This window comes from Streptomyces sp. DF42 (assembly GCF_058267695.1).
Genome location: NZ_CM177859.1, coordinates 3,112,190 through 3,128,109, shown reverse-complemented (window position 1 = coordinate 3,128,109; position 15,920 = coordinate 3,112,190). Strand labels below are relative to the sequence as shown.

Below are 15,920 nucleotides of genomic sequence, written 5' to 3'. Positions count from 1 at the left end.
CCACCCCTCACCGGCCCACAGGTTCATGGGGGTCGTGCCCCGTCGGGGGCGCGGGGAACTCCGCGACCACCCCTCACCGGGCCGCAGGTTCATCGGGGTCGTCCCGGTCAGGGGCGCGGGGAACTGCGCGCTCAGCCCCCACGGGGCCGCAGGTTCATGGGGGTCGTGCCCCGTCGGGGGCGCGGGGAACTGCGCGCTCAGCCCCCACGGGGCCGCAGGTCCATGGGGGTCGTCCCGGTCAGGGGCGCGGGGAACTGCGCGCTCAGCCCCCACGGGGCCGCAGGTCCATGGGGGTCGTGCCCCGTCAGGGGCGCGGGGAACTGCGCGCTCAGCCCCCGCCGGGCCGCAGGTTCATCGGGGTCGGGCCCGGTCGGGGGCGCGGGGAACTGCGCGACCCACCCCCACCGGGCCGCACGTTCATCACCGCACCCAGCGGAGCGCCTACGCGGCGGCGGTGTCGTACGCGTGCCGCACAGGTGTCTCCACCGGAATCTCGACGACCGGAAGAGGACGCCTGCCGACACCTCTGGCGACCGCCGTCATCGGGATCGCGATCACGAGCAGGCCGGCGGCCAGAATCGCCCCCATGGCCGGGAATCCGGCCTCGGCGGACAGCACGCTGCCGGCCAGCGGGCCCGCCGCCGTGCCCAGCGAGGAGGCCGAGCCGACCAGCACCGCCCAGCGCCCGCGCGGGTCGAGCGAGGCGGCGAGGCCGATCACGTACGACAGGACGATCGGGTAGAGCGTGTTCCAGGCAATCTCACCGCCGGCGAAGGTCGTCAGGTCGTGCGCGCAGGCGCTGAGCACGGTGCAGCCGGCGATGAGGACCGTGCCCGCCCCGACGGGCAGCGCCAGCCCGAGCCGCGGCCCGAGCGCCCCCGCTGCGACGACCCCGAGCAGCCCGGTGCCGAGTGCGACGGCGAAGACCGCGCCGACCGCGGCCTCGGACAGATGCGCCTGCGCGAGGCCGATCCGGCCACTCACGCCCCAGAGGGAGTTCTGGACGAGGGACCAGCACAGGAGGGCGCCGGCCAGGGTCAGGCCGGCCCGGCGGTGAGGGAGCGGCGGCGCCTCGCGCCGGGACTGCGGGGCTGCCGTGCGCAGCGGCAGACGGCCCGTCAGGGGCCATACGGCGAGCGCGGTGAGGGCGATCGCGGCGAGGGGCTGTCCATGGCCCGCGCCCAGGTGGGGGACTGTCAGATACACGGCGCCCGCGAGCGCGGAGACGCCGAGCAGGCCGAGCGTGGTCGTCCGGTGCGGGTCCTGCTGGGCGGCGATCCCGGTGGCGGCCACCGTCGTCGCCGTACCGGATCCGAAACCGCCCGCCAGGGTGCCCAGGACGACGGCCGGGACGGAGCTGCTGAGCGCGGCTCCGCCGTAGCCGAGGACCGCGAGCGCCAGGCCGATGCGGGCCAGGGTGCGGGGGCCGACGCGGTCGACGCGTGACGCGAGCAGAAAGCCGGCCGCGGCCGAACTCAGCAGCAGCGCACTGCCGACGGCGCCCGCCTGGGTGGCGGAGAGCGGAAGCCCCGAATCCAGCCGTCCGACGGTGGTCGGCAGCAGATACGGAGCGAGGTACCCGGACGTGAAAAGGGCGACGAGGGGCCAGGGGGTGGTGCGAGGGCTGAACACGGGCGTTCCCAGGGCATGCGAAAGAGACGGCTCAGAAGGGGGATTGGGCGACGACCGTCGACGGACAGGAACGCGCGAGCAAGTTGTATCAAGCACGTGGTTCCGGAAAGAAGTGCGGGCGGTGTGATGTGGAGCACTTCGCGTTTCGGGTGGGGAGGGCCGGGTAAACGAGCGGCCCACAGTCGTGGGCGTACCCGCTAACGCCAGTGCGCGGCCCCGCCCGCCGCAGGCGCCGTCGCCTCGGCCTTCGCCCTGATCTCCCGCATCACCGCGACGATCCGTTCCTCGTGCTCCGGTGTCAGCCGGGCCACCGGCACCGAGCAGCTGAGGGCGTCCTGGGCGGGGGCGTCGTAGCGCAGCGCGAAGCCGAACCCGACGATTCCGGTGACCGCTTCCTCGCGGTCGACCGAGTACCCCCGCGCCCGCACCCCGGCGAGGTCCGCCACCAGGGACTCCCGGCTGGTGTGCGTGTTCGGGGTCAGGGCCTCGTACGGCTCCTCGGGCAGTTCCCCGGCGCCCCGTTCGGCCAGCAGTGCTTTGCCCAGCGCGCCGGCGTGGGCGGGCAGTCGGCGCCCCACCCGGCTGATCGTCCGCAGGTATTCGTGCGACTCCCGGGTCGCGAGGTACGCGACGTCCCGGCCGTCCAGCCGCCCCATGTGGATCGTCTCGCCGAGTGCCTCCGACGCCTCGTCGAGATACGGCCGCACGACGCGCACGCGCGGGTCGGAGTCGAGGTAGCTGGTGCCGGTGAGCAGGGCGTGGATGCCGATGCCGTACAGCGACCCGGTAATGTCCGTGCGGACCCAGCCCCTGCTGATCAGGGTCTGCAGCAGCGCGTACATCGAGCTGCGCGGCACGCCCAGCTCGTCCGCCAGTTCCTGGAGTCGCGCCGGACGGTCGCCGCGCGCGGCGAGCAGCTCCAGCAGCTCCACCGTCCGTGCCGCGGACTTCACCTCGCGGACGCCCCCCGCGCCCCCTGTCTCCGACATGCGCCGATCGTAATCGGGGCGCGTGGCCCATTGACGGTCGCGGTTCGTGTATCTAATCTCCATCTCCATACGTGGATGGCATCTACATAGGGAGATAGTCGAAGTGAGTGGTGGTAGCGGCACGGACACAGAGACGGTGGTGCGCCGGCTGCGGTCCGGCATGGCGGGCGGCGTGCTGTCGTTCCCGCTCACCAGCTTCCACGACGACGGCTCCCTCGACCCCGAAGGCTTCCGCGCCCATGTCGCGGCACAGATCGCGACCGGTCCCGGCGCCGTCTTCCCCGCCTGCGGCACCGGCGAGTTCTTCTCGCTGGACGAGGACGAGTACCGGCAGGTCGTGACCATCACGGTGGCGGAGGCGGCCGGCCGCGTGCCCGTCGTGGCCGGCATCGGATACGGCTGGGCGCAGGCCGTACGGTTCGCCCGCCTCGCCGAGGAAGCCGGCGCCGACGCGCTCCTCGTCCTGCCGCACTACCTGGTCGCCGCCCCGCAGCAGGGCCTCGTCGCGCAGTTGGAGCAGATCGCCGCCCGCACCCGGCTGCCACTCATCGCCTACCAGCGCGGCCAGGTCGCCTTCACCGCCGACTCGCTCCGGCGCATCGCCCGCATCCCGAACGTCATCGGCCTCAAGGACGGCCACAGCGACCTCGACCGCCTCCAGCGCCTCACCCTGGCCGCCCCCGAGGGCTTCCTCTTCTTCAACGGCGCCTCCACCGCCGAGATCCAGGCGCGCGCCTACGCCACCGTCGGCGTCCCCGCCTACAGCTCGGCCGTGCACGCCTTCGCCCCCGAGATCGCGAACGCCTTCTTCGGCGCGCTGCAGGGCGGCGACGACAAGACCGTGGAGCGGCTGCTGCGGGACTTCTACGTCCCCCTCGTCGAACTCCGCGACCGCGTACCGGGATACGCCGTGTCCCTGGTGAAGGCGGCGGCCCGGCTGCGCGGCCGCCCCGTCGGCCCCGTGCGCGCCCCGCTCACCGACCCCTCGGCCGCCGACCTGGCCGACCTGCGGACCCTCCTGGCCACCGGACTCGACCTCGTGGGAGCCGCCCTGTGAACCTCACCATCACCGACGTACGGCTGACGCCGATCCTGGTCGCCGACCCGCCCCTCCTCAACACCCAGGGCGTGCATCAGCCGTACACCCCGCGGCTGATCGTGGAGGTGGTGACGGCCGACGGGATCACCGGTGTCGGCGAGACCTACGGCGACACCAAGTACCTGGAGCTCGCCCGCCCCTTCGCCGAGAAACTGAAGGGCCGTCAGGTCGGCGACCTGAACGGCATGTTCACCGTCGCCGACGAGGTCTCCGTCGACGACACCCAGGTCTCCGGACGGGTCGACGTCGGCGGACTGCGCGGCGTCCAGACCGCCGACAAGCTGCGCCTGTCCGTCGTCTCCGGCTTTGAGGTCGCCTGCCTCGACGCCCTCGGCAAGGCGCTCGGCCTGCCCGTGCACGCGCTGCTCGGCGGCAAGCTGCGGAACGCCGTCGAGTACAGCGCCTACCTGTTCTACAAATGGGCCGGCCACCCCGAGGGCGTGGCCTCGGAGACGGACGACTGGGGCGCCGCCGTCGACCCGGCCGGGGTCGTCCGCCAGGCCCGGCTGTTCACGGAGCGGTACGGGTTCACGTCGTTCAAGCTCAAGGGCGGCGTCTTCCCGCCGGACGAGGAGATCGCCGCGATCCGCGCCCTCGCCGAGGCGTTCCCCGGTCACCCCCTCCGCCTCGACCCCAACGGCGCCTGGTCCGTGGAGACCTCGCTGAAGGTGGCGAAGGAACTCGGGGACGTCCTGGAGTACCTGGAGGACCCGGCGCTCGGCACCCCCGCCATGGCCGAGGTCGCCGCGCGGACCGGCGTGCCGCTCGCCACCAACATGTGCGTGACGACCTTCGCCGAGATCAGGGAGGCGTTCACGCGCGACGCCGTCCAGGTGGTGCTGTCCGACCACCACTACTGGGGCGGACTGCGCAACACCCAGCAACTCGCCGCCATCTGCCGCACGTTCGGCGTCGGCGTCTCCATGCACTCCAACACCCATCTGGGGATCAGCCTGGCCGCGATGACCCATGTCGCGGCCACCGTCCCGAACCTCCACCACGCCTGCGACTCCCACTACCCCTGGCAGTCGGAGGACGTGCTCACCGAGCGCCTGACCTTCGAGGCCGGCAAGGTCACCGTCTCCGACGCACCCGGCCTCGGCGTGGAACTCGACCGCGACAGGCTGCGGTTCCTGCACCAGCGGTGGCTCGACGACGACGGGTCGCTGCGTGAGCGCGACGACGCGGCGGCGATGCGGGTCGCCGAGCCGGGGTGGGAGACGCCCGCCGTACCTCGCTGGTAGCGCGGCCCCCTTCGCCCCTTCGCCCCTTCGCCCCGTCCAGGGGGCGCCGCCCCCTGGACCCCCGTTCGGCCCGGACGGGCTCGTCCTCAAGCGCCGGACGGGCTGGTTTTGGCCGGGACGGGCTCGTCCTCAAGCGCCGGACGGCCTGGGTTCGGCCTGGACGGCCTCGTCCCTAAATGCCGGACGGGCTGGACTCGCGGAGGTCGGCCCGATGGGGCGGGCGCCTGCGCCGCGTTGTCGGTGGGGTGGTGCACACTGGCCTGATCCGCACCATGCCAGGGAGTGCACCGTGATCGCGCCCACCGGAAAGGGACCGTCACCCGTCACCACGGGACCGAAGTGCCAGGCCGAGTTCGACCCGCTCGCCGTGCTGCGCACACCGGAGGATCCCCCCTGGGACGTGTACCTCACGGGCACCGTGTTCCTGGACATCATCTTCACCGGGCTCGACTCCGCCCCGGTGCGCGGGACGGAGTCCTGGGCGCGCGGGATGGGGTCGAGCCCCGGCGGCGTCGCCAACATGGCCACCGCACTGGCCCGCCTCGGCCTGAAGACGTCCCTGGCCGCGGCTTTCGGCGACGACCACTACGGCGAGTACTGCTGGGACGCGCTGGAGCAGGGCGAGCACATCGACCTCTCCACCTCCCGTACCGTGCCCGGCTGGCACTCCTCGGTCACCGTCTCCATGGCGTACGAGGGGGAGCGCACGATGGTCTCCCACGGTCACGAGCCGCCCCCGGACGCACTCTCCCTCCAGTCGGGGGCCCCCGACTTCCCTCCCCGCGCGCGTGCAGCCATCGCCTCCCTCACGCCCGGCAAGCGCGCCCCCTGGATCGCCGAGGCCGCAGGCACGGGCGCCCGGATCTTCGCCGACGTCGGCTGGGACGACAGCGGCGCCTGGGACCTGGCGGGCCTGGCCGACCTCGAACACTGCGAGGCCTTCCTGCCGAACGCGGAGGAGGCGATGCGGTACACCGGCGCCGCCGGCCCCAAGGCCGCCGCCCACGCCCTCACCGAACACGTACCGCTCGCGGTGGTCACCCTCGGTGCGGAGGGCGCGTACGCGGTGGACGGGCGCACCGGCGAGACCGCCGAGGTCCCCGCCATCGCCGTGGAGGCCCTCGACCCCACCGGCGCCGGAGACGTGTTCGTCGCGGGCTTCGTCACCGGCACCCTGGCCGGCTGGCCGCTGGCCGACCGGCTGGCCTTCGCGGGCCTGACGGCCGCCCTGTCCGTGCAGGAGTTCGGGGGATCGCTGTCGGCGCCGGGCTGGTCGGAGATCGGGGCCTGGTGGCGGAAGGTGCAGTCGGTCGAGGGCCAGGATCCGACGGCACTCAGCCGCTACTCCTTCCTGGAGACACTCGTACCGGAGGAGTCGGCGAGACCGTGGCCGCTGCGGCGGGCGGTGCCGACGATCGGGTTCAGGTCGGTCTGAGAGGGCGTGCCCGGCGCATATCGGTGCAGGTCGGCACATCACGGTGGTGAAACAGAGGCCGCGGAAAAGGCCTACGGCGTTGTCAGTTCCCCGGCGTACCCTGGAAACCGCCAGGCAGCCCAAGCGGCTTGCGTGTCGTTTCGAGGAGGACGAGCAAGGCCTACAGAGCCGGCCCATGACTCAGACACCCACAGTTCACACCCCCGCGCAGGGGCAGGCGAGAGCGCAGTTCACCGTCCCCGCCCAGCACCCCATGGTGACCGTCCTGGGGTCCGGCGACTCCCTCCTGCGCGTGATCGAGAAGGCCTTCCCGGCGGTCGACATCCACGCCCGGGGAAACGAGATCAGCGCGGTCGGCGACGCCGTGGAAGTCGCCCTCATCCAGCGCCTGTTCGACGAGATGATGCTGGTGCTCCGCACCGGACAGCCGATGACGGAGGACGCAGTGGAACGCTCGATCGCCATGCTCAGGGCGAGTGAGAACGGGGAGAGCGACGGCCAGGAGACCCCGGCCGAGGTCCTCACCCAGAACATCCTCTCCTCCCGGGGCCGCACCATCCGCCCCAAGACCCTCAACCAGAAGCGGTACGTCGACGCGATCGACAAGCACACGATCGTCTTCGGCATCGGCCCCGCCGGCACCGGCAAGACGTACCTCGCCATGGCGAAGGCGGTGCAGGCCCTGCAGTCCAAGCAGGTCACCCGCATCATCCTGACCCGCCCCGCGGTGGAGGCCGGCGAGCGCCTCGGCTTCCTCCCCGGCACCCTCTACGAGAAGATCGACCCCTACCTCCGCCCGCTGTACGACGCCCTGCACGACATGCTGGACCCGGACTCGATCCCGAAGCTGATGGCCTCGGGGATCATCGAGGTGGCGCCGCTGGCGTATATGAGGGGCAGAGCGCACCCGACGTTCACGAATGTCCTCACCCCGGACGGATGGCGCCCCATCGGCGACCTCCAGGTCGGTGACCTGGTCATTGGATCGAACGGTGAGCCGACTCCGGTCCTGGGGGTGTACCCGCAGGGAGTGAAAGACGTCTACCGTGTCACCGCTCAGGACGGTGCCTGGACATTGTGCTGCGGAGAGCACCTGTGGACGGTCCGAACCGCCTCCGACAAACGCCGGAACAAGCCATGGCGGGTCCTGGAGACACAGGAGATGATCGGCAACCTGCGGGCGGCCCACGCTCGCCGGTATGAGCTGCCGATGCTCACGGCACCGGTCTGCTTCCCTGAGCGCGAGGTCCCCATGGACCCGTACGCGCTGGGGCTGCTGCTGGGCGACGGATGCCTCACCGGCTCCACGACTCCGTCCTACTCAACGGAGGATGCGGAGTTGGCCGAGGCACTGGAAGCCGCGCTGCCCGGTGTCGCGGTTCGCCACAAGAACGGGCCCGACTACACCCTGAACCGGGTCAAGTCCCCCGGTGACGTGGTCACCCTGGAGAACCCCGTGACGCGCGTGCTGCGCGAGTTGGATCTGCTGAGTACTCGCTCGCACTCCAAGTTCGTCCCTGACGACTACCGATACAACTCCGCCGAGGTGCGCCTTGCGGTCCTCCAGGGCCTGCTCGACTCGGACGGCGGTCCCGTCACGCAGAAGGACCGCACCTGCCGGATCCACTATTCGACGACGTCGATCGCGCTTCGCGACGACGTGATCTCGCTCGTGCAGTCGCTCGGTGGTGTCGCTTACACGCGACGCAGGGTCGCAGAGGGCCGCAAGCCGGGTCTCGCGAAGGGCCGGGAGGTCGGGTACCGGTACGACGCCCATGTCGTCGACATCCGCCTCCCCGAGGGCATCGAGCCCTTCCGCCTCGCCCGCAAGCGCGACAAGTACCTCGCGGCCGGAGGGGGCGGCCGCCCGATGCGCTTCATCGACAGCATCGAGCCCGCAGGCCGCGAGGAGACCGTCTGCATCCAGGTGGCCGCCGAGGACTCCCTCTACGTCACCCAGGACTACCTGCTGACGCACAACACGCTCAACGACGCCTTCATCATCCTCGACGAGGCCCAGAACACCTCCCCCGAGCAGATGAAGATGTTCCTCACCCGGCTCGGCTTCGAATCGAAGATCGTGATCACGGGTGACGTGACGCAGGTCGACCTGCCCAACGGCACCAAGTCGGGTCTGCGGCAGGTCCAGGAGATCCTGGAGGGCCTCGACGACGTCCACTTCTCCCGCCTGTCGTCGCAGGACGTCGTACGGCACAAGCTGGTCGGCCGTATCGTCGACGCGTACGAGAAGTACGACAGCCAGAACGGTACGGAGAACGGCGCCCACCGGGGCGGCCGGAACAAGCGGAAGTAGACAAGCCAGCACCATGTCGATCGACGTCAACAACGAGTCCGGAACCGAGGTCGACGAGCAGGCGATCCTCGACATCGCCCGCTACGCACTGGCCCGGATGCGCATCCACCCGCTCTCCGAGCTCTCGGTGATCGTCGTGGACGCCGACGGCATGGAGCAGCTGCACATCCAGTGGATGGACCTGCCGGGGCCCACGGACGTCATGTCCTTCCCGATGGACGAGCTGCGTCCGCCGACGAAGGACGACGACGAGCCCCCGCAGGGCCTCCTCGGTGACATCGTGCTGTGCCCCGAGGTCGCCAAGAAGCAGGGTGAGGAAGCGCCCACGCAGCACTCCATGGACGAGGAGCTCCAGCTCCTCACCGTCCATGGCGTGCTGCACCTCCTCGGGTACGACCACGAGGAGCCCGACGAGAAGGCCGAGATGTTCGGCCTGCAGGCGGCCATCGTGGACGGCTGGCGCGCGGAGAAGGGCCACACCGGCCCGTCCCCGGCCCCGACCGTCTCATGAGTCCCCAGATCGTCGCGGGTGCGATCGCCCTGGTCGTCGTCGCCTGGCTCGCCGCCTGCGCGGAGGCGGGCCTCGCACGCGTCTCCAGCTTCCGCGCCGAGGAGGCCGTACGCTCCGGCCGCCGCGGCAGCGCGAAGCTCGCCCGGATCGCCGCCGACCCGACCCGCTATCTGAACGTCGCGCTGCTGGTCCGCGTCGCCTGCGAGATGGCGGCCGCGGCCCTGGTGACCTACGCCTGCCTGCAGGAGTTCAACGGCACCACGCGTGCCCTGCTGGCCGCGATCGGCGTCATGGTCCTGGTGTCGTACGTCGCCGTGGGCGTCTCCCCGCGCACCATCGGCCGCCAGCACCCGCTGAACACGGCGACCGCCGCGGCCTACGTGCTCGTGCCCCTGGCCAGGATCATGGGCCCGATCCCGAACCTCCTCATCCTGATCGGTAACGCGCTCACCCCCGGCAAGGGGTTCCGCCGCGGCCCCTTCGCCTCCGAGGCGGAGCTGCGCGCGCTGGTCGACCTCGCGGAGAAGGAGTCGCTGATCGAGGACGAGGAGCGCCGCATGGTGCACTCGGTGTTCGAGCTCGGCGACACCCTCGTACGGGAGGTCATGGTGCCGCGGACCGACCTGATCGCCATCGAGCGGTACAAGACGATCCGTCAGGCCCTCACCCTGGCGCTGCGTTCGGGCTTCTCCCGGATCCCCGTCACCGGGGAGAGCGAGGACGACGTCGTCGGGATCGTGTATCTGAAGGACCTGGCGCGCAAGACGCACATCAGCCGGGACGCCGAGAGCGAGCTGGTCTCGACGGCCATGCGGCCCGCCGCCTTCGTGCCCGACACCAAGAACGCCGGCGACCTGCTGCGCGAGATGCAGCAGGACCGCAACCACGTCGCCGTCGTCATCGACGAGTACGGCGGCACGGCCGGCATCGTCACCATCGAGGACATCCTGGAGGAGATCGTCGGCGAGATCACCGACGAGTACGACCGTGAACTCCCGCCGGTCGAGGACCTCGGCGACGACCGCTACCGCGTCACCGCCCGCCTCGACATCACCGACCTGGGCGAGCTGTACGGCCTCGACGAGTACGACGACGAGGACGTGGAGACCGTCGGCGGTCTGCTCGCGAAGGCTCTGGGCCGGGTGCCCATCGCGCAGGCGTCGTCGGTCGTGGAACTGCCCGACGGGCGGGAGTTGCGGCTGACGGCGGAGTCCGCGGCCGGCCGCCGCAACAAGATCGTGACCGTGCTGGTGGAGCCCGTGGGCCCGGCCGGCCCGTCGGGGGAGGAGGCGAAGGAGGAGTGAGCCCGGAGGAACTGCGCGGCTTCTGCCTGTCCTTCAACGCCGCGGTGGAGGACTTCCCGTTCAACCCGGAGACCTCGGTCTTCAAGGTGCTGGGCAAGATGTTCGCCCTGAGCGGGCTGGATGCCCGCCCGCTCACCGTCAACCTCAAGTGCGACCCCGAGGACGCGGGCCGGCTGCGTGCCGACCACCCCGGCCTGATCATCCCCGGGTACCACATGAACAAGCGCCACTGGAACACCGTCACCGTCGACGGCGAGCTCCCGGACCGGCTGGTCAGGGAGCTCGTCGAGGACTCGTACGACCTGGTGGTGGCCGGTCTACCGCGCGCCGACCGGCTCCGCCTCGACCGGCCCTGAGGCGTTCGTTCCCGAGGCCTTGCGTTCCCGCAGGCCGAGCCCGACCAGTGCGGCGGCCGCGAGCACGACCGCCGCGTCGATCGCCAGCACCGTGTGGACGCCCGACAGCAGGTCGTCCGACGTCGTGGCCAGGACGCCGAGGAGCGGGATCCCTACGGTGATGCCGACCTGCTGGGTCGAGGTGACCAGTCCGGTGGCCAGGCCCTGCTCCTCGTCCGGGACGCCGGAGGTGACGGTCAGGCCGTACGAGATGATCGCGCCCAGGTGGCACATGCTGGACAGCGAGACGGCGGCCGTGGCGAGCCAGACCGACCAGGTGTGGGCGTTCAGCCCGAGCAGCGCCGCGATGAGGGCGCCCTGGCCGGCGAGCGAGACGACCAGCGTGCGGCGGGCGCCGAGGCGGCCGATGACCTTCGGGGTGTACGTGCCCGCTATCGCCGACAGGACGCCCTGGAAGCCGAAGACCAGACCCGTCTCGAAGGCCGACAGGCGCAGCACCTCCTGCAGGTAGAGCGTCAGGACGAAGACGACCGTCGACATCATCGAGAAGGTGACCAGGCCGCCCAGGTTGCCCCAGGCCACCGTGCGGCGGCGCAGCATCGGCAGGGAGACCAGGGGGGCCGCCGTGCGCGACTCGACGAAGACGAACGCGGCGAGCAGCAGCAGTCCGGCGAGCAGGGTCGTGATGACGTCGGCGCGGGCGAAGCCGTGGTCGGCGGCCGTCGACAGCGAGTAGATGAGGGAGAGCAGGCCGGCGGTGACCGTGATCGCGCCGGGCACGTCCAGGCGCGGTCGCTCGGGGGTGCGGGACTCGGGCAGCAGGCCGGGGGCCAGCGGCAGCACGATCAGGGCGAACACCGTCAGCAGGCCCATCGTGGAGCGCCAGCCGAAGGCGTCGGTGAGGACGCCGCCGGCCACCATGCCGACGGTGAAGCCGAGGGAGAGCAGGGTGCCCGAGATGCCGAGGGCGCGGGCGCGGGCGGGACCTTCGGGGAAGGTCGTGGTCAGCAGGGACATACCGGTCGGGACGATCGCCGCCGCGCCGAGGCCCTGCAGTGCGCGGCCGGTGAGGAAGGACGCCGGGTCCCAGGCGAAGGTCGCAAGGAGCGAGGCCGCGCCGAAGAGGGCGAGTCCGGCGAGGAACAGCCTGCGCCGGCCGTAGAGGTCGCCGATCCGGCCGAACAGGAGCAGGAAGCCGCCGGAGGGCAGTGCGAACGCGGTGACCGCCCACTGCAGGGCGGACCGGCTCATGCCCAGATCGTCTCCGAGCACGGGCAGCGCCACGTTCAGGACGGAGAAGTCCAGGGCGACCATGAACTGGGCCGCGCACAGGACGAAGAGGACGAGTTTGTCGCGCGTCGACAGCCTGGGGTTGTCGAGCGGTTCGGTGGTCGTGGTTCCGGTCGGGGTGGTGTCGATCGCCATGGGTAAGAGACTGCGGGCGTCGGAATAGGCGTGGGGAGCCGGAGGTTGTGCTGGTGGTGGCACCACCAGGCAGAGCAGACGGGGGAGTCGGGCACGTGGCGGAGGTCGTCGAGACAGCGGCGGGCAAGGCGCATCGACTGCGGGAGCTGCGCGAGTTCCTGATGAGCCGGCGGGCACGGGTCTCCCCGGCCCAGGCCGGCCTGCCGGACGGCGGGGTGCGACGGCGCACGCCCGGGTTGCGGCGCGAGGAGGTCGCGGTGCTCGCCGGTGTCGGCGCGTCCTGGTACCAGTGGCTTGAGCAGGGCCGGGACATCTCCGTCTCCCCGCAGGTCCTGGACTCGGTGGCGCGGGTGCTGCGGCTGAGCAGCGCCGAGCGGCGGCATCTGTACCGGCTGGCCGGGCTGAACCCGCCGGCGCCGGAGGCCGAGCCGGGCGGGCCGGACGGGCAGGACATGTACGCGGGGCTGCGGCGGCTGATCGACACCTGGATGCCGTATCCGGCGCACATCATGGACCCGTACTACAACTGCGTGCTGTACAACGACGCGGCCTCGACGGTGCTGGGCATGCGGCCGGGCAACACGCAGAACTGCGTGGTCGACTTCTTCATGGACCCGCTGTACCGGTCGCGGTCGGCGAGCTGGGAGCGCAACGCCCGTACGGTCGTCGCGCAGTTCCGGGCCGCGAGCGCCACCCGGCCCGCCGACGAGGGTTTTCAGACGTTGCTGGCACAGCTGACCGAGTCGAGTGCCGAGTTCGCCGCGCTGTGGGCACAACGGGACATCGAGGACGCCGGGCAGATCCGCAAGGAGCTGGAGCATCCGCTGGTCGGGCTGCTGGTCGTGGAGTCGACGGCGATGCGGGTACCGGCCCGGCCCGATCTCACGATCGTGCTCCACACCCCGCTCGACGAGGCGAACACGGCGGCGAAGCTGGAGTGGCTGGCCTCTCCCGAGGCTCGGCGCGGCGCGATGTACCCCGTGGCCGGATAGCCGCCGCGGTGGTCCGTATGCTCGGCTCATGACCGACAGCAGTGCGCTTGATCCCGAGGACCGCAAGATCGTCACCCTGGCTCGTTCCGCGCGGGCCCGCAACGGCGTGCCCGAGGGTGCGGCCGTACGGGACGAGACCGGACGTACGTATGTCGCCGGGAGCGTCGATCTTCCGTCGCTGAAGCTGAGCGCGCTGCGGACGGCGGTCGCCATGGCGGTGGCCTCGGGGGCGAAGTCCCTGGAAGCGGCGGCCGTGGTGACCGAGGCCGAGTCGGCTTCGGACGAGGACCGGGCGGCCGTACGGGACCTCGGCGGGGACCGGACCCCGGTGCTCGTGGCCGGCCCCGACGGCACCGTTCGGAGCACCCTCACGGCAGGCTGAAAACCGGCCGCTTCAGAGTCGTCCGGAATTCGTCCTTGCCGTTCCTCCATCCCACCGGCATCAATGGAACCGGTAGTTCCGACGGACCGTCAGATCCAACCGCCAGATCCACCCCCCACACACGGCGTACCGCACCACGCCTTTTGACGGTCTGCGCGGACCTCTCCCATCCATCCCCACATGGCAGTTCCCAGCTTCGGGAAGGGAGCCGGATCCCCATGAGAGCCAAACGAATGACCACAGGTGCGGCCATGGCGGTGGGGGCCCTCGCGGCCGCCTCGCTCGCGTTCGCCCCCAGCGCGCTCGCCGTCACCCCGCAGTCGGCGACGATCACCGCCGACTGCGGAAGCTTCGGTGGCGGAGACGCCACGCTCACGGCCACCCAGGACGGCCCGTCGGCCACCCTGACCCTCACGTCGTCCGCGATCACCGCCCCGATCGCCCTGTCGGCGGACTCGATCTCCTCCACGCTGACTCTGGTCAACGCCGCTGGCGGCACCTCCGCCTTCAGCGGTACCAAGAACCCGGCGATGGCCGCAGGCGACCCCGTCACCGTCGGTCCGCTGGGCGGCACCGTGGCCTCCGGCGACAGCCTGGAGGCCTACGGCGGCTCGCTGCAGATGACCGTGTTCGGCATCACCATCACCTGCACGGCCACCGGGCCGCAGTCGCCCGGACCGTTCGTGTTCGACTGATCAGCGGTCGACTGATCAGCGGTCGACCGATCCACGGTCGTTGATGGCGGCGGCTGGTTGATGGTTCGTCAGTTCTCGGTAGGTACACAGGAACTGACGGGCCATCAGTTCATTTCGGTGTCTCCATTGACTTCTCACGCGATCCCCACATCAATGCCCCCAGTGAGCACAGAAGAAGAGGGGGCACACCCATGGGTTCGCTGAACCGAAGACGCCGCTGGGCGTCACTGCTCGGCGCGACCGCGCTCGCGGTCTCCGCGGGCGCGGCGCTGGCCTGTCCGGCCGGCGCCGCCACGAACGTGGACTTCGCCACGCACTGCATTCCGCCCGCCGTCGCGGGCATACCGCCGATCGACGGCACGACCACCGCCGGCGTCGCGGTGGACAACGCCAGTCCGAAGGTCGGTGACACCGTCACCGTCACCTACACCGTCGTCAAGCCCGCCGCCAGCAACCCCACCGCGATCGCCCTGCCGGCCGACATCATGACGCCCACCGGCAAGGTCACCCTCGGTGGCGCGCAGACGGGGAACGTGACGGTCGCCGGACCGAAGAAGAACGACCCGGTGCCGGGCAACGGCGCCTTCCCGTCGTTCTCCATGACCGGCACCTTCAAGGTCACCGCGCCGGGCTCGATCACGCTCTCGCCCGGCGACTACAACATCCACACCAGCTACATCCTCGAGCTGGACACCCCGTGCACGGTGACCAACCCGCCCGCGCCGGTCTCCGCGACCGTCACCGCGACGGACGCCAGTCCCACCAACAACCGTGCCATCTCGCTGGGTTCGGCCTCCGGGAACGCCGGTGCCGGTGTCACCGTCACCGGCAGTAACTTCACGCCCGGCGCGACCGTCACCCTCGCCGGGCGCTCCGGGGACACCCAGACCGCGGACACGGCGACCGCCACCGCCTCCGCCAACGGCTCCTTCAGCGGCTCCCTCGTCGTCAACGACAGGACGACGACGGGTGTGGTCGCCTACGAGGGCAGCGCGTGGAGCGCCGGCAAGGGCGCCGGGCCCGCCGCCTACGTCGTCAACGACACCACCCCCGTCCCCGACGGCAGCCAGAAGCTGACGGCCACGGTGAAGGCCGGCACCCTGTCCATGTCCCAGGCCGGTGACTCCGTCGCCCTGTCGGCGGTCGACTTCGGCAAGGGCGGGGCCTCGACCGGCGCCCTGAACGGCGTCACCGTGAAGGACTTCCGCGGCGGACCCGCGGGCTGGTCCCTCACCGGCAAGGTCACCGACTTCACCGGTCCCGGCGCCAAGATCGATGCCGGGAAGCTGAGCTGGACTCCCGCCTGCGCCACCAAGGCGGGCAGTCCGAGCACCTGTCAGGCCGGTTCGGCGGGCGCGGTGGGCGGTTCGGGCGCGACCCTGGCGTCCACCCCCAACGGCACGCTCACCGGCGGTGAGTTCACGGCAGGCGCCGGACTCTCCCTGGACGTACCGGCGTTCACGCCTCCGGGTTCGTACTCCGGCGTGCTCACCCTCACCCTCACCTGACCGCACGGGCGCCCGCACCCGCCCGTCCACCTCG

At 71.3% G+C, this 15,920-nt stretch carries 14 protein-coding genes; 11 read left to right on the top strand and 3 right to left on the bottom strand.

What is annotated here, in order from left to right; all coding sequences use genetic code 11:
• Positions 1 to 441 precede the first annotated feature (441 nt).
• Positions 442 to 1,632 (bottom strand): MFS transporter, encoded by a 1,191-nt coding sequence (locus ACYUED_RS14260; protein WP_491292658.1) that lies wholly within the window; start codon positions 1,630 to 1,632, stop codon positions 442 to 444.
• A 197-nt stretch (positions 1,633 to 1,829) separates the two neighbouring features.
• Positions 1,830 to 2,621, bottom strand: coding sequence for an IclR family transcriptional regulator (locus tag ACYUED_RS14255; protein ID WP_491292657.1), 792 nt, complete (start codon positions 2,619 to 2,621; stop codon positions 1,830 to 1,832).
• Positions 2,622 to 2,781: 160 nt separating this feature from the next.
• Between ACYUED_RS14255 and ACYUED_RS14250 the strand changes: the two genes are divergently transcribed.
• The 7 genes from ACYUED_RS14250 (at position 2,782) to ACYUED_RS14220 (ending at position 10,884) form a co-directional block, all read left to right on the top strand.
• Positions 2,782 to 3,678, top strand: a complete 897-nt coding sequence (locus ACYUED_RS14250; RefSeq protein WP_491294255.1) for a 5-dehydro-4-deoxyglucarate dehydratase — start codon at positions 2,782 to 2,784, stop codon at positions 3,676 to 3,678.
• Positions 3,675 to 4,964, top strand: a complete 1,290-nt coding sequence (locus ACYUED_RS14245) for a glucarate dehydratase family protein (RefSeq protein WP_491292656.1) — start codon at positions 3,675 to 3,677, stop codon at positions 4,962 to 4,964. The genes ACYUED_RS14250 and ACYUED_RS14245 overlap by 4 nt, the downstream gene beginning before the upstream one ends.
• A 289-nt stretch (positions 4,965 to 5,253) precedes the next feature.
• The gene (locus ACYUED_RS14240) at positions 5,254 to 6,399 is read left to right on the top strand and encodes a carbohydrate kinase family protein (RefSeq protein ID WP_491292655.1); all 1,146 of its coding nucleotides are present in this window, start codon (positions 5,254 to 5,256) and stop codon (positions 6,397 to 6,399) included.
• A 175-nt stretch (positions 6,400 to 6,574) separates the two neighbouring features.
• Positions 6,575 to 8,713: a PhoH family protein gene (locus ACYUED_RS14235; RefSeq protein ID WP_491292654.1), complete on the top strand. Its 2,139-nt coding sequence runs from the start codon at positions 6,575 to 6,577 to the stop codon at positions 8,711 to 8,713.
• Positions 8,714 to 8,726: 13 nt separating this feature from the next.
• Positions 8,727 to 9,224, top strand: a complete 498-nt coding sequence (gene ybeY, locus ACYUED_RS14230; protein ID WP_491292653.1) for an rRNA maturation RNase YbeY — start codon at positions 8,727 to 8,729, stop codon at positions 9,222 to 9,224.
• Positions 9,221 to 10,528: a hemolysin family protein gene (locus tag ACYUED_RS14225; protein WP_491292652.1), complete on the top strand. Its 1,308-nt coding sequence runs from the start codon at positions 9,221 to 9,223 to the stop codon at positions 10,526 to 10,528. The genes ybeY and ACYUED_RS14225 overlap by 4 nt, the downstream gene beginning before the upstream one ends.
• Positions 10,525 to 10,884 carry an MmcQ/YjbR family DNA-binding protein gene (locus tag ACYUED_RS14220; RefSeq protein ID WP_491292651.1) on the top strand — a complete coding sequence of 120 codons (360 nt, stop codon included), beginning with the start codon at positions 10,525 to 10,527 and terminating at the stop codon, positions 10,882 to 10,884. The genes ACYUED_RS14225 and ACYUED_RS14220 overlap by 4 nt, the downstream gene beginning before the upstream one ends.
• Here ACYUED_RS14220 and ACYUED_RS14215 read toward each other — a convergent pair.
• Positions 10,846 to 12,309: an MFS transporter gene (locus ACYUED_RS14215; protein WP_491292650.1), complete on the bottom strand. Its 1,464-nt coding sequence runs from the start codon at positions 12,307 to 12,309 to the stop codon at positions 10,846 to 10,848. The two genes, ACYUED_RS14220 and ACYUED_RS14215, sit on opposite strands and share 39 nt — an antisense overlap.
• A gap of 95 nt (positions 12,310 to 12,404) precedes the next feature.
• Between ACYUED_RS14215 and ACYUED_RS14210 the strand changes: the two genes are divergently transcribed.
• The 4 genes from ACYUED_RS14210 (at position 12,405) to ACYUED_RS14195 (ending at position 15,886) form a co-directional block, all read left to right on the top strand.
• Positions 12,405 to 13,301, top strand: a complete 897-nt coding sequence (locus ACYUED_RS14210) for a helix-turn-helix transcriptional regulator (protein WP_491292648.1) — start codon at positions 12,405 to 12,407, stop codon at positions 13,299 to 13,301.
• 28 nt (positions 13,302 to 13,329) lie between these two features.
• Positions 13,330 to 13,683, top strand: coding sequence for a cytidine deaminase (locus ACYUED_RS14205; RefSeq protein ID WP_491292647.1), 354 nt, complete (start codon positions 13,330 to 13,332; stop codon positions 13,681 to 13,683).
• 218 nt (positions 13,684 to 13,901) lie between these two features.
• On the top strand, positions 13,902 to 14,378 hold the full coding sequence (locus ACYUED_RS14200) for a hypothetical protein (protein ID WP_491292646.1): 477 nt from the start codon (positions 13,902 to 13,904) through the stop codon (positions 14,376 to 14,378).
• 191 nt (positions 14,379 to 14,569) lie between these two features.
• Entirely contained in the window at positions 14,570 to 15,886 is a 1,317-nt protein-coding gene (locus ACYUED_RS14195; protein ID WP_491292645.1) for a beta-xylosidase, read from the top strand.
• Positions 15,887 to 15,920: the final 34 nt, after the last annotated feature.

Excerpts from the sequence above, each read along its gene's own strand:
- ACYUED_RS14215 (WP_491292650.1), bottom strand. The coding sequence starts at position 12,309 with ATGGCGATCGACACCACCCCGACCGGAACCACGACCACCGAACCGCTC.
- ACYUED_RS14235 (WP_491292654.1), top strand. The coding sequence starts at position 6,575 with ATGACTCAGACACCCACAGTTCACACCCCCGCGCAGGGGCAGGCGAGA.
- ACYUED_RS14250 (WP_491294255.1), top strand. The coding sequence starts at position 2,782 with ATGGCGGGCGGCGTGCTGTCGTTCCCGCTCACCAGCTTCCACGACGAC.
- ybeY (WP_491292653.1), top strand. The coding sequence starts at position 8,727 with ATGTCGATCGACGTCAACAACGAGTCCGGAACCGAGGTCGACGAGCAG.
- ACYUED_RS14225 (WP_491292652.1), top strand. The coding sequence starts at position 9,221 with ATGAGTCCCCAGATCGTCGCGGGTGCGATCGCCCTGGTCGTCGTCGCC.
- ACYUED_RS14200 (WP_491292646.1), top strand. The coding sequence starts at position 13,902 with ATGAGAGCCAAACGAATGACCACAGGTGCGGCCATGGCGGTGGGGGCC.
- ACYUED_RS14205 (WP_491292647.1), top strand. The coding sequence starts at position 13,330 with ATGACCGACAGCAGTGCGCTTGATCCCGAGGACCGCAAGATCGTCACC.
- ACYUED_RS14195 (WP_491292645.1), top strand. The coding sequence starts at position 14,570 with ATGGGTTCGCTGAACCGAAGACGCCGCTGGGCGTCACTGCTCGGCGCG.
- ACYUED_RS14255 (WP_491292657.1), bottom strand. The coding sequence starts at position 2,621 with ATGTCGGAGACAGGGGGCGCGGGGGGCGTCCGCGAGGTGAAGTCCGCG.